The sequence below is a fragment of the Leclercia sp. S52 genome (genome assembly GCF_039727615.1).
Taxonomy (GTDB): Bacteria; Pseudomonadota; Gammaproteobacteria; order Enterobacterales; family Enterobacteriaceae; genus Enterobacter; species Enterobacter adecarboxylatus_B.
Genome location: NZ_CP152474.1, coordinates 280,528 through 294,123 on the forward strand (window position 1 = coordinate 280,528; position 13,596 = coordinate 294,123).

At 57.6% G+C, this 13,596-nt stretch carries 13 protein-coding genes and 2 pseudogenes; 13 read left to right on the forward strand and 2 right to left on the reverse strand.

Annotation, left to right across the window (positions count from 1 at the left end; translation table 11 throughout):
- The first annotated feature begins 104 nt into the window (after positions 1–104).
- The 4 genes and pseudogenes from AAHB66_RS01280 (at position 105) to AAHB66_RS01295 (ending at position 2,927) form a co-directional block, all read left to right on the forward strand.
- Positions 105–474, forward strand: a pseudogene (locus AAHB66_RS01280) (diacylglycerol kinase).
- A gap of 110 nt (positions 475–584) precedes the next feature.
- Positions 585–1,193: a transcriptional repressor LexA gene (gene lexA / locus AAHB66_RS01285; protein ID WP_032615967.1), complete on the forward strand. Its 609-nt coding sequence runs from the start codon at positions 585–587 to the stop codon at positions 1,191–1,193.
- A gap of 63 nt (positions 1,194–1,256) precedes the next feature.
- Positions 1,257–2,576, forward strand: a complete 1,320-nt coding sequence (gene dinF / locus AAHB66_RS01290; protein WP_347114934.1) for an MATE family efflux transporter DinF — start codon at positions 1,257–1,259, stop codon at positions 2,574–2,576.
- Positions 2,577–2,717: 141 nt separating this feature from the next.
- Positions 2,718–2,927 carry a CsbD family protein gene (locus AAHB66_RS01295; RefSeq protein WP_032615972.1) on the forward strand — a complete coding sequence of 70 codons (210 nt, stop codon included), beginning with the start codon at positions 2,718–2,720 and terminating at the stop codon, positions 2,925–2,927.
- Positions 2,928–2,996: 69 nt separating this feature from the next.
- On the opposite strand, the gene zur is transcribed toward AAHB66_RS01295, so the two are convergent.
- Positions 2,997–3,512 (reverse strand): zinc uptake transcriptional repressor Zur, encoded by a 516-nt coding sequence (gene zur / locus AAHB66_RS01300; RefSeq protein ID WP_347114935.1) that lies wholly within the window; start codon positions 3,510–3,512, stop codon positions 2,997–2,999.
- Between the two features lie 112 nt (positions 3,513–3,624).
- Between zur and AAHB66_RS01305 the strand changes: the two genes are divergently transcribed.
- The 4 genes from AAHB66_RS01305 to pspG all read left to right on the forward strand — a co-directional run bounded on the left by AAHB66_RS01305 (position 3,625) and on the right by pspG (position 7,048).
- Complete coding sequence (locus tag AAHB66_RS01305) at positions 3,625–4,113, forward strand: cupin domain-containing protein (RefSeq protein WP_347114936.1); 489 nt, start codon at positions 3,625–3,627, stop codon at positions 4,111–4,113.
- A gap of 163 nt (positions 4,114–4,276) precedes the next feature.
- On the forward strand, positions 4,277–5,587 hold the full coding sequence (locus AAHB66_RS01310) for a conjugal transfer protein TraF (protein ID WP_347114937.1): 1,311 nt from the start codon (positions 4,277–4,279) through the stop codon (positions 5,585–5,587).
- Positions 5,588–5,667: 80 nt separating this feature from the next.
- Positions 5,668–6,663: a tRNA dihydrouridine(20/20a) synthase DusA gene (gene dusA / locus AAHB66_RS01315; RefSeq protein ID WP_347114938.1), complete on the forward strand. Its 996-nt coding sequence runs from the start codon at positions 5,668–5,670 to the stop codon at positions 6,661–6,663.
- 142 nt (positions 6,664–6,805) lie between these two features.
- Positions 6,806–7,048, forward strand: coding sequence for an envelope stress response protein PspG (pspG, locus tag AAHB66_RS01320; protein ID WP_285127630.1), 243 nt, complete (start codon positions 6,806–6,808; stop codon positions 7,046–7,048).
- 183 nt (positions 7,049–7,231) lie between these two features.
- Here pspG and AAHB66_RS01325 read toward each other — a convergent pair whose 3' ends face one another.
- Positions 7,232–8,215, reverse strand: coding sequence for a quinone oxidoreductase (locus AAHB66_RS01325; protein WP_347114939.1), 984 nt, complete (start codon positions 8,213–8,215; stop codon positions 7,232–7,234).
- A gap of 71 nt (positions 8,216–8,286) precedes the next feature.
- Between AAHB66_RS01325 and dnaB the strand changes: the two genes are divergently transcribed.
- The 5 genes and pseudogenes from dnaB to AAHB66_RS01350 all read left to right on the forward strand — a co-directional run bounded on the left by dnaB (position 8,287) and on the right by AAHB66_RS01350 (position 13,594).
- Positions 8,287–9,699, forward strand: coding sequence for a replicative DNA helicase (gene dnaB, locus AAHB66_RS01330; RefSeq protein WP_333853643.1), 1,413 nt, complete (start codon positions 8,287–8,289; stop codon positions 9,697–9,699).
- A gap of 16 nt (positions 9,700–9,715) precedes the next feature.
- The gene (alr, locus tag AAHB66_RS01335; RefSeq protein WP_347114940.1) at positions 9,716–10,795 is read left to right on the forward strand and encodes an alanine racemase; all 1,080 of its coding nucleotides are present in this window, start codon (positions 9,716–9,718) and stop codon (positions 10,793–10,795) included.
- 169 nt (positions 10,796–10,964) lie between these two features.
- Complete coding sequence (tyrB, locus tag AAHB66_RS01340) at positions 10,965–12,158, forward strand: aromatic amino acid transaminase (protein ID WP_347114941.1); 1,194 nt, start codon at positions 10,965–10,967, stop codon at positions 12,156–12,158.
- 194 nt (positions 12,159–12,352) lie between these two features.
- A complete protein-coding gene (gene aphA, locus AAHB66_RS01345; RefSeq protein ID WP_347114942.1) occupies positions 12,353–13,066 on the forward strand; it encodes an acid phosphatase AphA in 714 nt (237 codons plus the stop codon).
- Between the two features lie 110 nt (positions 13,067–13,176).
- Positions 13,177–13,594: pseudogene (locus tag AAHB66_RS01350) on the forward strand (secondary thiamine-phosphate synthase enzyme YjbQ).
- The last annotated feature ends 2 nt before the right edge of the window (positions 13,595–13,596 follow it).

The window sequence follows — 13,596 nt, forward strand, 5'->3', positions numbered from 1 at the left end:
GAAAGCGCGCAAAATTTCTGTTGTTACCCGTCATACTTCCGGTGGCTGCGCCAGGCGCTTAAGCCACCGTTTCTGACGCTATTTTCGAAGAAAGGTTTCTTTTAATGGCCAATAATACCACTGGGTTAACCCGAATCATTAAAGCTGCCGGCTATTCATGGAAGGGCATCCGTGCTGCCTGGATCAATGAAGCCGCATTTCGCCAGGAGGGGGGTTGCGGTCGTCGCGGCGATTATTATTGCCTGCTGGCTGGATGTTGATCCCATCACCCGCGTATTGCTGATTGGCTCGGTGATGTTGGTGATGATAGTCGAAATTCTGAACAGTGCGATCGAGGCGGTAGTCGACCGCATCGGCACTGATTTTCACGAGCTGTCGGGCCGGGCCAAAGATATGGGCTCTGCCGCAGTGCTGATGGCGATTATGGTTGCGTTGTTTACCTGGGTCACGCTGCTTTGGGGACATTTACGATAAGCCTTCAGAAACCGAACAAGTCTCTGGTTTTTTATGCGGTTTGTGGTTCCAAAATCACCTTTAGCTGTATATACTCACAGCATAACTGTATATACACCCAGGGGGGCGGAATGAAAGCGTTAACGACCAGGCAGCAAGAGGTGTTTGATCTCATTCGGGATCATATCGGCCAGACGGGTATGCCGCCGACGCGTGCAGAAATCGCGCAGCGTCTTGGCTTCCGTTCTCCAAATGCCGCCGAAGAGCACCTTAAGGCACTGGCGCGCAAGGGTGTGCTTGAGATTGTCTCCGGTGCGTCTCGTGGTATTCGCCTGCTGGTTGAAGCCGAAGAGGGCCTGCCGCTCGTCGGTCGCGTCGCTGCCGGGGAACCGCTGCTGGCGCAACAGCACATTGAAGGCCACTATCAGGTCGATCCAGGCATGTTCAAACCGAGCGCAGATTTTCTGCTGCGTGTAAGCGGTATGTCGATGAAAGACATCGGTATTCTGGACGGCGATCTGCTGGCGGTGCATAAAACGCAGGACGTGCGTAACGGTCAGGTCGTAGTGGCGCGCATAGATGATGAAGTCACCGTTAAGCGCCTGAAAAAGCAGGGCAACACCGTGCAGCTGCTGCCGGAAAACAGCGAGTTTTCCCCGATAGTTGTCGACCTGCGTGAAAATAACTTCTCCATCGAAGGCCTGGCGGTTGGCGTCATCCGCAACGGTGAATGGTTATAACTGATTTCTGACAAACTGCGGCGCTGCCGCAGTTTGCTTTTCCTGCCTCTGGCGAACATTTTCATGTCTCTCCTGACTGCTTCAGACAAGGCGTTGTGGCGTCTTGCACTTCCCATGATCGTCTCCAATATCAGCGTCCCTCTGCTTGGGCTGGTGGACACGGCAGTAATTGGTCATCTTGATTCGCCCGTCTATCTGGGCGGTGTCGCCATCGGCGCGACGGCAACCAGCTTCCTGTTTATGCTGCTGCTCTTTTTGCGCATGAGCACCACCGGGCTTACCGCCCAGGCCTATGGCGCAAAGGATCCGCTGCGTCTGGCCCGCGCGCTGGTGCAGCCGCTGATCCTGGCTCTGGGTGCCGGGCTGCTGATTGTGCTGTTGCGCACGCCGCTTATCGATCTGGCGCTGCATATCGTCGGCGGCAGCGAGGCCGTTCTCCATCAGGCGCGGCGCTTCCTTGAGATCCGCTGGCTCAGCGCCCCGGCTTCGCTGGCTAACCTGGTGCTGCTCGGCTGGCTGCTGGGCGTGCAGTACGCCCGGGCGCCGGTGATCCTGCTGGTGGTGGGCAACCTGCTCAATATCGTGCTGGATCTGTGGCTGGTGATGGGCCTGCAGATGAACGTGCAGGGGGCCGCGCTGGCAACCGCTATCGCAGAGTACGCCACCCTGTTAATCGGCCTGTGGATGGTCTGGCGGGTGCTGGCCCTGCGCGGTATTTCGCTGGCGCTGCTGAAAGCGAGCTGGCGGGGCAACATCCGCAAGCTGCTGGCCCTCAATCGCGACATCATGCTGCGCTCGCTGCTGCTGCAACTCTGCTTCGGGGCGCTGACGGTGATGGGCGCGCGGCTGGGGCCGGAAATTATCGCCGTCAATGCCGTGCTGATGACCCTGCTGACCTTTACCGCCTATGCGCTGGATGGTTTCGCCTATGCGGTTGAGGCGCACTCCGGGCAGGCATACGGCGCACGGGAAAGCGGCCAGCTGCGGGAAGTGTGGCGGGCGGCCTGCCGACAGTCCGGTCTGGTGGCGCTGGCCTTTGCGCTCGTCTATGCCCTTGCAGGAGACAGGATCATTGCCCTGCTGACCTCGCTGCCTGAACTGCGCGCGCTGGCGAGCCACTATCTTATCTGGCAGGTGGTCCTGCCGGTGGTGGGCGTCTGGTGCTATTTGCTGGATGGCATGTTTATCGGCGCAACCCGTGGGGCAGAGATGCGCAACAGCATGGCCGTGGCGGCCGCCGGATTTGGCCTGACGCTGTTCACCCTCCCGTGGCTGGGTAACCACGGCCTGTGGCTGGCCCTGAGCGTGTTCCTGGCCCTGCGGGGGCTCTCTCTGGCCTGGATCTGGCACCGTCACTGGCGCAACGGCAGCTGGTTTTCATAGCGGCTTCGCCTGGCTGAATGGTAAAAGATTCCGAATAACAAACCTAACGCCGCAGGGTTATCTATAATAATTATCACGTCCAGCACGAAACGTATTTCAGGACGAACTTAACCTTAACGACCGAACGAAGAGGAATCGATGATGAATAAAGACCAAGTCGGCGGTAACTGGAAGCAATTCAAAGGTAAAGTAAAAGAACAGTGGGGCGATCTGACTGATGACGATATGACCGTCATTGAAGGTAAACGTGACCAGCTGGTGGGTAAAATCCAGGAACGCTATGGTTATGAGAAAGACCAGGCAGAGAAAGAAGTTGGTGACTGGGAAACCCGTAACAACTATCGCTGGTAATTAACCTATACCCGCAGGTACACGGATGTACGCCCAGGGCGACCTTTCAGGTCGCCCGTTTTTTTGCCCTCAGCGCGGCTTTTTCTTTAGCTGGATAGAGTGATCGTGCTGACAATCTTCCTGATGGCGGCAGGCTTCCACTTCCACACAGTTGCGGCACAGTCCGTGCGCTTCAATCACGTTGTGGCGCAGGGCAAAGCCCATCTTCGCCGCCAGGCTATGCATGATATCTTCCACCCCTTCCGCGCCTTCTTCCTTCACGCTGCCGCAGCGGTCACAGATGAACATCGCTGAGGTGTGGGTAGGCTGATCGAACAGATGGCACAGCACGTAGCTGTTGGTCGATTCCACTTTATGCACAAAGCCCTGCTCAAGTAAGAAATCGAGCGCCCGATAGACGGTAGGCGGCTTGGCCTGCGGCTCGCTCTCGCGCAGCAGGTCGAGCAGGTCATAGGCGCTGATGGCCCCGTTTTGCAGGCTCAGCAGACGCAACACTTCAAGGCGCTGCGGAGTCAGGCGCACATTGCGTTGCGCGCACAGCTTTTCGGCTTGCGCTAACAGTGCCTGCATTGTGGTCGTTTCCATTTTGCACCTCGAATGACGTGGAATAACAAACCGCCAGTTTACCATGTTCTGGCCTAAACGCCGAGATCCCGCGGGTATGCTACCCTGACGAAAAACCACAGGAGATGGAAAGATGAAAAGACCTGACTGCATTCGACACTGGCGTGAAGTAGAAGGCGCCGACGACTCTACCTACCCTGACAGCACAGAGCATTTCTCCATTGGCGCACCGCTGGCCCGTGCGCTGGGACTGGGCCGCCTCGGTATCCACCATGAACGCCTGCCACCCGGGCGTCGCACCTCCTATCCTCATGCCGAAAGCGATGAAGAGGAGTTTATCTTTGTGCTCGAAGGTTATCCCGAAGCCTGGATCAACGGTTATTTATGGAAGCTGGAACCGGGGGACAGCGTCGGTTTTCCTGCCGGGACGGGCGTTTGCCACACCTTTATTAATAATACCAGTGAAGAAGTGCGGTTATTAGTGGTGGGTGAAGCGAATAAAAAACATAACCGAATTTATTATCCGCTAAATGCTGTATATGCCGCGACGCGCGAAGATCGCTGGATAGATCATCCGCCGCAATTTTTTGGACCGCATGACGGAAAACCAGGGCAAAAGTAATTTCTTGTTCTATACATATTAAAGAAATAAGGAAATCAATAACTTAATCTAATACTAAAGTTTAGATAAATTCGGCTCCTCATACTTTTTTCACAAAGGACGTATGCCCCTGCGCGGTATTTAGCCGCCGGGGTTTATTCACCCACAATAAGTCAGGTGTCCTGTGAAAATTAAATTCAAAATTTCTGTGGCGGGAATTGCCACCGCTTTCCTTTTGCCTAATCATGCTGGAGCAGCAAATACCTGGACGGAAGCACGCGGCGATGCAATGGGTGGAACGGGCGTTGCGTCGGCGCATTATAGCAGCGGGGTGCTGATCAACCCGGCCCTGCTGGCAAAATCGAAAGCAGAAGACGACGTCGCCATTATATTCCCCTCGGTGGGGGCGCAAATCAGCGATAAAGACAATCTGCAGGACAAGATCGATGAAATCAGCGATGAGATCAGCGCCGATCGGGAGATGATCGACGATCTGACCGTGGCGAGGATCCTGGCCGATCCGCAGGGGACGCTCAGCGATCTTCAGGGCGCCGCAGGCAATCTGGCCGATCAGCTGGAGTTCCTCGAGGGCAAAACCGCGCACGGTAACGCCGGGGCAGGGATAGCCGTCAGTATCCCGGGCTCGGGGCTGTCGCTGGCGTTTGTCGCTAAGGCCAATGCCCACGCGCGCATCAGCTCGGAGATCGATCAGCAGGATATCGATTTTCTGCGCAGACTACAGGGCAACGCAGGGATGACCAACCAGATGGCGCTGGGGGCGGCCCGGAACGGCAGCGACGTCATTACCCGTAACCTCAACTCCGTTGCCATGGGCAGGGCGGCGATCGTCTCCGACTACGGCGTGGCGGTTGCCCGTCAGTTTGAGTTCAACGGCCTGCCGGTATCGGTCGGCGTAACGCCAAAACTGCAACAAACCTGGCTCTACAACTACACCACCTCCATCTATACCTACGACAGCGGCGATTTTAACAGCAGTCGTAACCGCAATGACGATACCAGTTTTAACGTCGATGTCGGCGTCGCGGTCGACTTTGGTGAAAACTGGACGGTCGGCCTGAGCGGGCAGAACCTGTTCTCACGGGATATTGATACCAACGATATCCGCATTCTCAACGGGCGTACCGGGCAGGAGGTGAGCTATCAGGACACGTACCAGATCCGCCCTCTGGTCACGGCGGGGGTGGCCTGGCACACCGGCCTGCTCACCCTCAGCGCCGATGGCGATCTGACCGAAACCCGGGGCTTCAAAAGCGAAGAGAACGCCCAGTATGTCGGGGTGGGGGCAGAGGTATCCCTGCTGGGCTGGCTGGCGGTACGCGGCGGCTTTCGCGGGGACGTGAAGGGCAACGACAGTAACGTCGTTACCGGCGGTCTCGGCTTCGCTCCCTTTAATACCGTGCATATCGATTTAACCGGCATTTACGGCGAGGATGAAACCTGGGGTGCCGGGGCGCAGTTCAGCGTCACCTTCTGAGGGGATCCGGAGGCGCTCTGCCTCCGGCGAATATGTGCTATAGTAGCGCCCCATTTTCAGCAGATGCTTAAAACTTCGCCATGTCGTCAGAAAATTCGTCCCTCTATCCTGCTCATCGTTTTTCCATCGCGCCGATGCTCGACTGGACAGACAGACACTGCCGCTACTTCCTGCGCCTGCTGTCGCGCCATACCCTGCTCTATACCGAGATGGTGACCACCGGGGCGATTATTCATGGCAAGGGCGACTATCTCGCCTTCAGCGAAGAGGAGCATCCGGTGGCGTTGCAGCTCGGCGGCAGCGATCCGGCCGCGCTGGCGCACTGTGCGAAGCTGGCAGAGGCGCGCGGCTACGACGAGATTAACCTCAACGTCGGCTGCCCGTCCGACCGCGTGCAGAACGGCATGTTTGGTGCCTGCCTGATGGGCAATGCGCAGCTGGTGGCCGACTGCGTGAAAGCGATGCGCGATGTGGTCTCCATTCCGGTGACGGTCAAAACCCGTATCGGGATAGACGATCAGGACAGCTACGAATTCCTCTGTGACTTCATCGGCACGGTGGCCGGGAAGGGCGAGTGCGAGATGTTTATCATCCATGCCCGTAAAGCCTGGCTCTCTGGCCTGAGCCCGAAAGAGAACCGGGAGATCCCGCCTCTGGATTACCCGCGCGTTTATCAGCTGAAGCGCGATTTCCCGCAGCTGACCATGTCGATCAACGGCGGCATCAAGTCTCTTGACGAGGCCAAAGCGCATTTACAGCATATGGACGGCGTGATGGTGGGCCGCGAGGCGTACCAGAATCCGGGTGTGCTGGCGGCAGTGGATCGCGAAATCTTTGGTATGGATAGCGCCGATCGCGATCCGGTGGCGGTGGTGCGGGCGATGTATCCCTACATTGAGCGCGAGCTGAGCAACGGCACTTATCTGGGCCACGTGACCCGCCACATGCTGGGTCTGTTCCAGGGGATCCCGGGCGCGCGCCAGTGGCGGCGTTACCTGAGTGAAAACGCCCATAAAGCGGGTGCCGATATCGAGGTGCTGGAGCAGGCGCTACGTCTGGTAGCAGACAAGCGATAATTTTCACCAAAAGTTCGTCAAATTCACCACGCCCGGCAGCCTGTTGCCGGGCGTTTTGTTTTTATCTCAAGGAGTTACGTTTTGGCACGGATCTTGTAAAGGTCATAGCAGCGTATCGTTGTGATGCATTCGGGAGAGAGCCATGCTGGAACTACTTTTTGTGATTGGATTTTTTGTCATGCTGTTGGTAACCGGCGTCTCGCTGCTGGGGATTATTGCCGCGCTGGTGGTCGCCACCGTGGTGATGTTTATCGGCGGCTTGTTTGCCCTGATGCTGAAACTGCTGCCGTGGTTGCTGCTGGCCGTGGCGGTGGTGTGGGCGATACGGGCGATTAAATCGCCAAAAATCCCACGCTATCAGCGCAATAACCGCTTTCGTTACTAAGGTATTGAGCGGTTCGTCACATCCTTGCAACTTTTACGGCAGCATTGCTTAGAACAGAATAGGATTTAGTTATCGAATCTGTCACTATTGCCGCCGTTAAAGAATTCATCGCGCTGTACCCTACATACAGCCGAACTAAAAAAAGAAAAGAAAAGGGCTTCCTACGGGAAGCCCAATTTCTTTTTAGGGGATCAGTAAACTTGACCCCTGTGTCGCCCGACTCTCCAGCACTTCATGCGCGCGTTGCGCGTCACTCAGCGGATACTTCTGCGCCTCCGCCACATCCACCTTAATCACGCCGCTGGCAATCAACGAGAACAGCTCGTTACTGGCCTCAACCAGTTCGTCATGATTGGTGATGTAACCCTGCAGCGAAGGGCGGGTGGCGAACAGCGAGCCTTTCTGGTTAAGAATGCCCAGATTGACGCCGGTCACCGGGCCGGAGGCGTTGCCGAAGCTGACCATCAGGCCACGGCGTTGCAGACAGTCCAGCGAGGCTTCCCAGGTATCTTTGCCCACCGAGTCATAGACCACGCGTACCTTTTTACCGCCGGTGATCTCTTTCACCCGCTCAACGATGCTCTCTTCGCGGTAGTTGATCACCTGCCAGGCGCCCGCCTGCAGCGCGCGCTGCGCCTTTTGCGCATTCCCGACGGTGCCGATCAGCTTGGCCCCCAGCGCTTTTGCCCACTGGCAGGCAATCAGCCCGACGCCGCCTGCGGCCGCGTGGAACAGAAACTGTTCGTCAGGTTTGATCTCATAGGTTTTGCGCAACAGATAAAAGACCGTCAGCCCTTTCAGGAAGGAGGCGGCGGCCTGCTCAAAGGAGATGGCGTCGGGCAGGATGGCAGCTTTATCCGCCGGGACGTTGTGGATCGAGCTGTAGGCGCCGAGGGCGGATTGCGCATACACCACGCGGTCGCCCTCCTTTATATGCTTAACGGCGCTGCCCACTTTGATCACCACCCCGGCCGCCTCTGTGCCCAGCCCGCTTGGCAGGGCCGGGGGCGGATAGAGGCCACCGCGGATATAGGTGTCGATATAGTTAATGCCAATGGCTTTGTTTTCGACCTGGACTTCGTTATCGCCAGGCGCGGTGGGCGTGAACTCTACCGCCCTGAGAACGTCCGGGCCGCCGTGCTTATGAAATTCAATACGCGTTGCCATGCTCCCTCCATTAGACTTAGAAAATATGGTAATCTTTCGACCCACTCTCTATCTCGGTAACTCCATTCACTATGGCAGGAAACAAACCCTTCAACAAACAGACTGAACCCCGTGAACGCGATCCGCAGTTAGCCGGGTTAAAAGTCCCGCCGCACTCGATTGAAGCGGAACAGTCGGTGTTGGGCGGTTTAATGCTGGATAACGAGCGCTGGGACGACGTTGCCGAGCGCGTTGTCACCGACGATTTCTATACCCGCCCGCACCGCCATATCTTTACCGAGATGGCGCGTCTGCAGGAATCCGGTAGCCCCATCGACCTGATCACGCTCGCGGAATCGCTGGAGCGTCAGGGGCAGCTGGAAACCGTGGGCGGCTTCGCTTATCTGGCCGAGTTATCGAAAAACACCCCAAGTGCGGCGAACATTAGCGCTTACGCCGATATCGTTCGCGAACGTGCGGTGGTGCGCGACATGATCTCTGTCGCCAACGAGATCGCCGAAGCGGGTTTCGATCCTCAGGGGCGTAACAGCGACGAACTGCTCGACCTGGCCGAGTCCCGGGTGTTTAAAATCGCCGAAAGCCGCGCCAATAAAGACGAAGGGCCGAAAAACATTGCCGAGGTGCTGGATGCCACCGTCTCGCGTATTGAGCAGCTATTCCAGCAGCCGCACGACGGGGTCACCGGCGTTAACACCGGCTATGACGATCTGAACAAAAAGACCGCCGGTCTGCAGCCGTCGGATCTGATCATCGTCGCCGCGCGTCCGTCGATGGGTAAAACGACGTTTGCGATGAACCTGGTCGAAAATGCGGCGATGTTGCAGGATAAACCGGTTCTTATCTTCAGCCTGGAGATGCCCTCCGAGCAGATTATGATGCGTTCTCTGGCCTCGCTGTCGCGTGTGGATCAGACCCGCATTCGTACCGGCCAGCTGGACGACGAGGACTGGGCGCGGATCTCCGGCACCATGGGTATTCTGCTGGAAAAACGGAACATCTATATCGATGACTCCTCCGGCCTGACGCCGACGGAAGTGCGTTCCCGCGCGCGCCGAATTGCCCGTGAGCATGGCGGCATTGGCCTGATCATGATCGACTACCTCCAGCTGATGCGCGTCCCGTCACTGTCGGATAACCGTACCCTGGAAATTGCCGAAATCTCCCGCTCGCTGAAAGCGCTGGCGAAAGAGCTGCAGGTGCCGGTGGTGGCGCTGTCGCAGCTTAACCGCTCCCTGGAGCAGCGCGCCGACAAGCGCCCGGTCAACTCCGACCTGCGTGAATCCGGCTCCATCGAGCAGGATGCCGACCTGATCATGTTCATCTACCGCGATGAGGTCTATCACGAGAACAGCGACCTGAAAGGGATCGCAGAAATTATTATCGGTAAGCAGCGTAACGGCCCTATCGGTACGGTGCGTCTGACCTTTAACGGACAGTGGTCGCGTTTCGACAACTATGCCGGTCCTCAATATGATGATGAGTAATTTCTAAGGAATTCAAATGCAAGCGGCAACTGTAGTGATTAACCGCCGCGCTCTGCGACACAACCTGCAACGCCTGCGTGAACTGGCTCCCGCCAGCAAACTGGTTGCAGTCGTGAAAGCGAACGCTTACGGACACGGTCTGATCGAGACCGCGCGAACGCTCCCCGATGCCGACGCCTTTGGCGTCGCCCGTCTCGAAGAAGCCCTGCGCCTGCGCGAAGGGGGGATCGCCCAGCCGATCCTGCTGCTCGAAGGCTTCTTTAATGCCGATGACCTGCCGACCATCGCCGAAAAAAGGCTGCACACCGCGGTGCACAACCTTGAGCAGCTCGAGGCGCTGGAAAACGCGGTACTCAGCGAGCCCGTCACCGTCTGGATGAAGCTCGATACCGGCATGCACCGTCTGGGCGTGCGGCCGGAGCAGGCAGAGGCCTTTTATCAGCGCTTAAGCCAGTGCCACAACGTCCGCCAGCCGGTCAACATCGTCAGCCATTTTGCCCGCGCCGACGAACCCGAGTGTGGCGCGACCGAGCAGCAGCTCGATATTTTCAACACCTTCTGCGAAGGCAAGCCGGGGATGCGCTCGATCGCGGCCTCCGGCGGCATTCTGCTGTGGCCGCAGTCCCATTTCGACTGGGCGCGTCCGGGCATAATCCTGTATGGCGTCTCGCCGCTGGAGGGTAAACCCTGGGGACCGGACTTCGGTTTTCAGCCGGTGATGTCGCTCACCTCCAGCCTGATTGCGGTGCGCGAGCACAAAGCCGGAGAGCCGGTGGGCTACGGCGGCACCTGGGTGAGCGAGCGCGATACCCGTCTGGGCGTGGTGGCGATGGGCTACGGCGATGGCTACCCGCGCGCTGCACCCTCAGGTACGCCGGTGCTGGTGAACGGCCGCGAAGTGAACATCGTCGGACGTGTGGCGATGGACATGATCTGCGTTGACCTCGGGCCAGAGGCGCAGGAGAAAGCGGGCGATCCGGTAACCCTGTGGGGCGAAGGTTTACCCGTAGAGCGGATCGCGGAAATCACAAAAGTAAGTGCTTACGAACTTATCACGCGCCTGACGTCGCGGGTGGCGATGCACTACCTCGACTGATGGCTATGTTCCCTCTCCCCTGTGGGGAGAGGGTCAGGGTGAGGGGGGAACAGACCGCACCGCAGGTTCTGTCGCCCATGCCCCATCTTCCTTAACATCCTCTCGATCTTCTCCCGCTTCCGGTTTATTGTTGAATTCCCTGCCTCATTATTATCCGGAGAACCATCGCGTGTTCCAGAAAGTCGACGCCTATGCTGGCGACCCCATCCTCTCCTTAATGGAGCGTTTCAAAGAAGATCCCCGGGGCGATAAAGTTAACCTCAGTATCGGTCTGTACTACAACGAAGCAGGCATTATTCCGCAGCTGCAGGCGGTGGCCAAAGCCGAAGCGCGTCTCAATGCCACGCCGCACGGCGCGTCGCTCTATCTGCCGATGGAAGGGCTGAACAGCTATCGTCACACAATTGCTCCGCTGCTGTTTGGCGCAGAGCATCCGGTGCTGGTGGAAAAGCGCGTTGCCACTATCCAGACCCTGGGTGGCTCGGGCGCGCTGAAAGTCGGTGCCGACTTCCTGCACAAGTATTTCCCGGAATCCGGGGTCTGGGTGAGCGACCCGACCTGGGAAAACCATGTTGCCATCTTTGAAGGCGCAGGTTTCACGGTGCAAACCTACCCGTGGTTTGACGACCAGACCAACGGCGTGCGCGTTGGCGCATTGCTGGAAAAACTGAGCACCCTGCCGGAACGCAGTATCGTGCTGCTGCACCCGTGCTGCCATAACCCGACCGGTGCCGATCTGACTAACGATCAGTGGGATGCGGTGATTGAGGTGCTGAAGGCCCGCAACCTGATCCCGTTCCTCGACATTGCCTATCAGGGCTTTGGTGCCGGGATGGAAGAGGACGCCTATGCCATTCGCGCCATCGCCAGCGCAGGCCTGCCGGCGCTGGTCAGCAACTCCTTCTCCAAAATCTTCTCGCTGTATGGCGAGCGTGTCGGCGGCCTGTCGGTGGTCTGTGAAGATCAGGATGCTGCCGGGCGCGTGCTCGGCCAGCTGAAAGCCACCGTGCGCCGCATTTACTCCAGCCCGCCAAACTTTGGTGCGCAGGTGGTGGCGACCGTGCTGGGCGATGATGAACTCAAAGCGGAGTGGCTGGCTGAAGTGGAAGCGATGCGTACCCGTATCCTGTCCATGCGACAGACGCTGGTCGACGTGCTGAAAGAGGCGGTGCCGGGGCACAACTTCGACTACCTGCTGCAGCAGCGCGGCATGTTCAGTTACACCGGCTTCAGCGCGCAGCAGGTGGATCGCCTGCGTGATGAGTTCGGCGTTTACCTGATTGCCAGCGGACGCATGTGCGTAGCGGGCCTGAACAGCAGCAACGTTCAGCGCGTGGCACAGGCCTTTGCCGCGGTAATGTAAGCACTTACTCACGGCCTCCTTCGGTTGCGAAGGGGGCCGGAATGGGTAAAACCCCGCTTTGTGATACCCCTCTTTTTATTGTGACTTATATAAAAAATTCCCTTTCATTCCCCTCCGGCTACGGTTATTTTCGGGGTGGTTTTTGACCATCCGATCAAAATAAAAAATAACGGTTTGAATATTCAGGGGAAAACATGCGCAAAATCACACTGGCGCTCAGCGCTGTCTGTTTATTGCTCTCGCTCAGCCACCCGGTGGTGGCGCGCCCCTCATCACCTCCACCGTTATACACCGGCACCAACGCCGCCAGACTGGCCGAGCAGGCACCGATCCACTGGGTGTCCGTTGCCCAGATTGAAAACAGCCTGATGGGCCGTCCGCCGATGTCGGTGGGATTTGATATTGATGACACCGTGCTGTTCTCCAGCCCGGGCTTCTGGCGGGGTAAAAAAACCTGGTCGCCGGACAGCGACGATTACCTGAAAAACCCGGCCTTCTGGCAGCAGATGAACAACGGCTGGGATGAGTTCAGCATTCCGAAAGAGGTGGCCCGCGCGCTGATTGCCATGCACGTTAAGCGTGGCGACAGGATCTGGTTTATTACCGGGCGCCATCCCACTAAAACCGAAACCGTCACCAAAGCGTTGCAGGATGCCTTTCTGATCCCCGCCGCGGCTATGAACCCGGTCATTTTTGCCGGTGAGAAGGCTGGCATAAATAACAAAGCCCGGTGGATAGAGCAGAAACAGGTCAAAATTTATTACGGTGACGCCGACAGCGACATCATCGCGGCCCGCGAGGCGGGTGCCCGGGGCATCCGGGTGCTGCGCGCCTCGAACTCGACCTGGAAACCGCTGCCACAGGCAGGGGCGTTTGGTGAAGAGGTGATCGTCAATTCAGAATATTGAGTATTCGGGCAGAAAAGACGCTTTTTTAAGCAGATTTACCCGCTACGGGTTTTACCTTTCGTCGTATTGCTGCACACTTAGAAGGATTATCCTGTAATACGGAGCAGCACATGTGGTATCAGCAAACCCTGACCCTGCGCGCCAGGTCTCGTGGTTTTCACCTGGTGACGGACGAGGTCCTCGGACAGATCCGCGATCTCCCCCCGCATCAAGGTCGGTTTACTGCATCTGTTGCTGCAACATACGTCAGCCTCTCTCACTCTCAACGAGAATTGCGATCCCACCGTCCGTTCCGATATGGAGCAGCATTTTCTCAAATCCGTTCCCGACGATGCTCGCTGGGAACATGATGACGAGGGGCCAGATGACATGCCTTCCCATATTAAATCCTCCTTGCTGGGCGTCTCTTTGCTGCTGCCGGTGAATCACGGCCGCGTGCAGCTCGGCACCTGGCAGGGGATCTGGCTGGGAGAACATCGTATCCATGGCGGTTCGCGCAAAATTATCGCTACGCTACAAGGGGAATAATG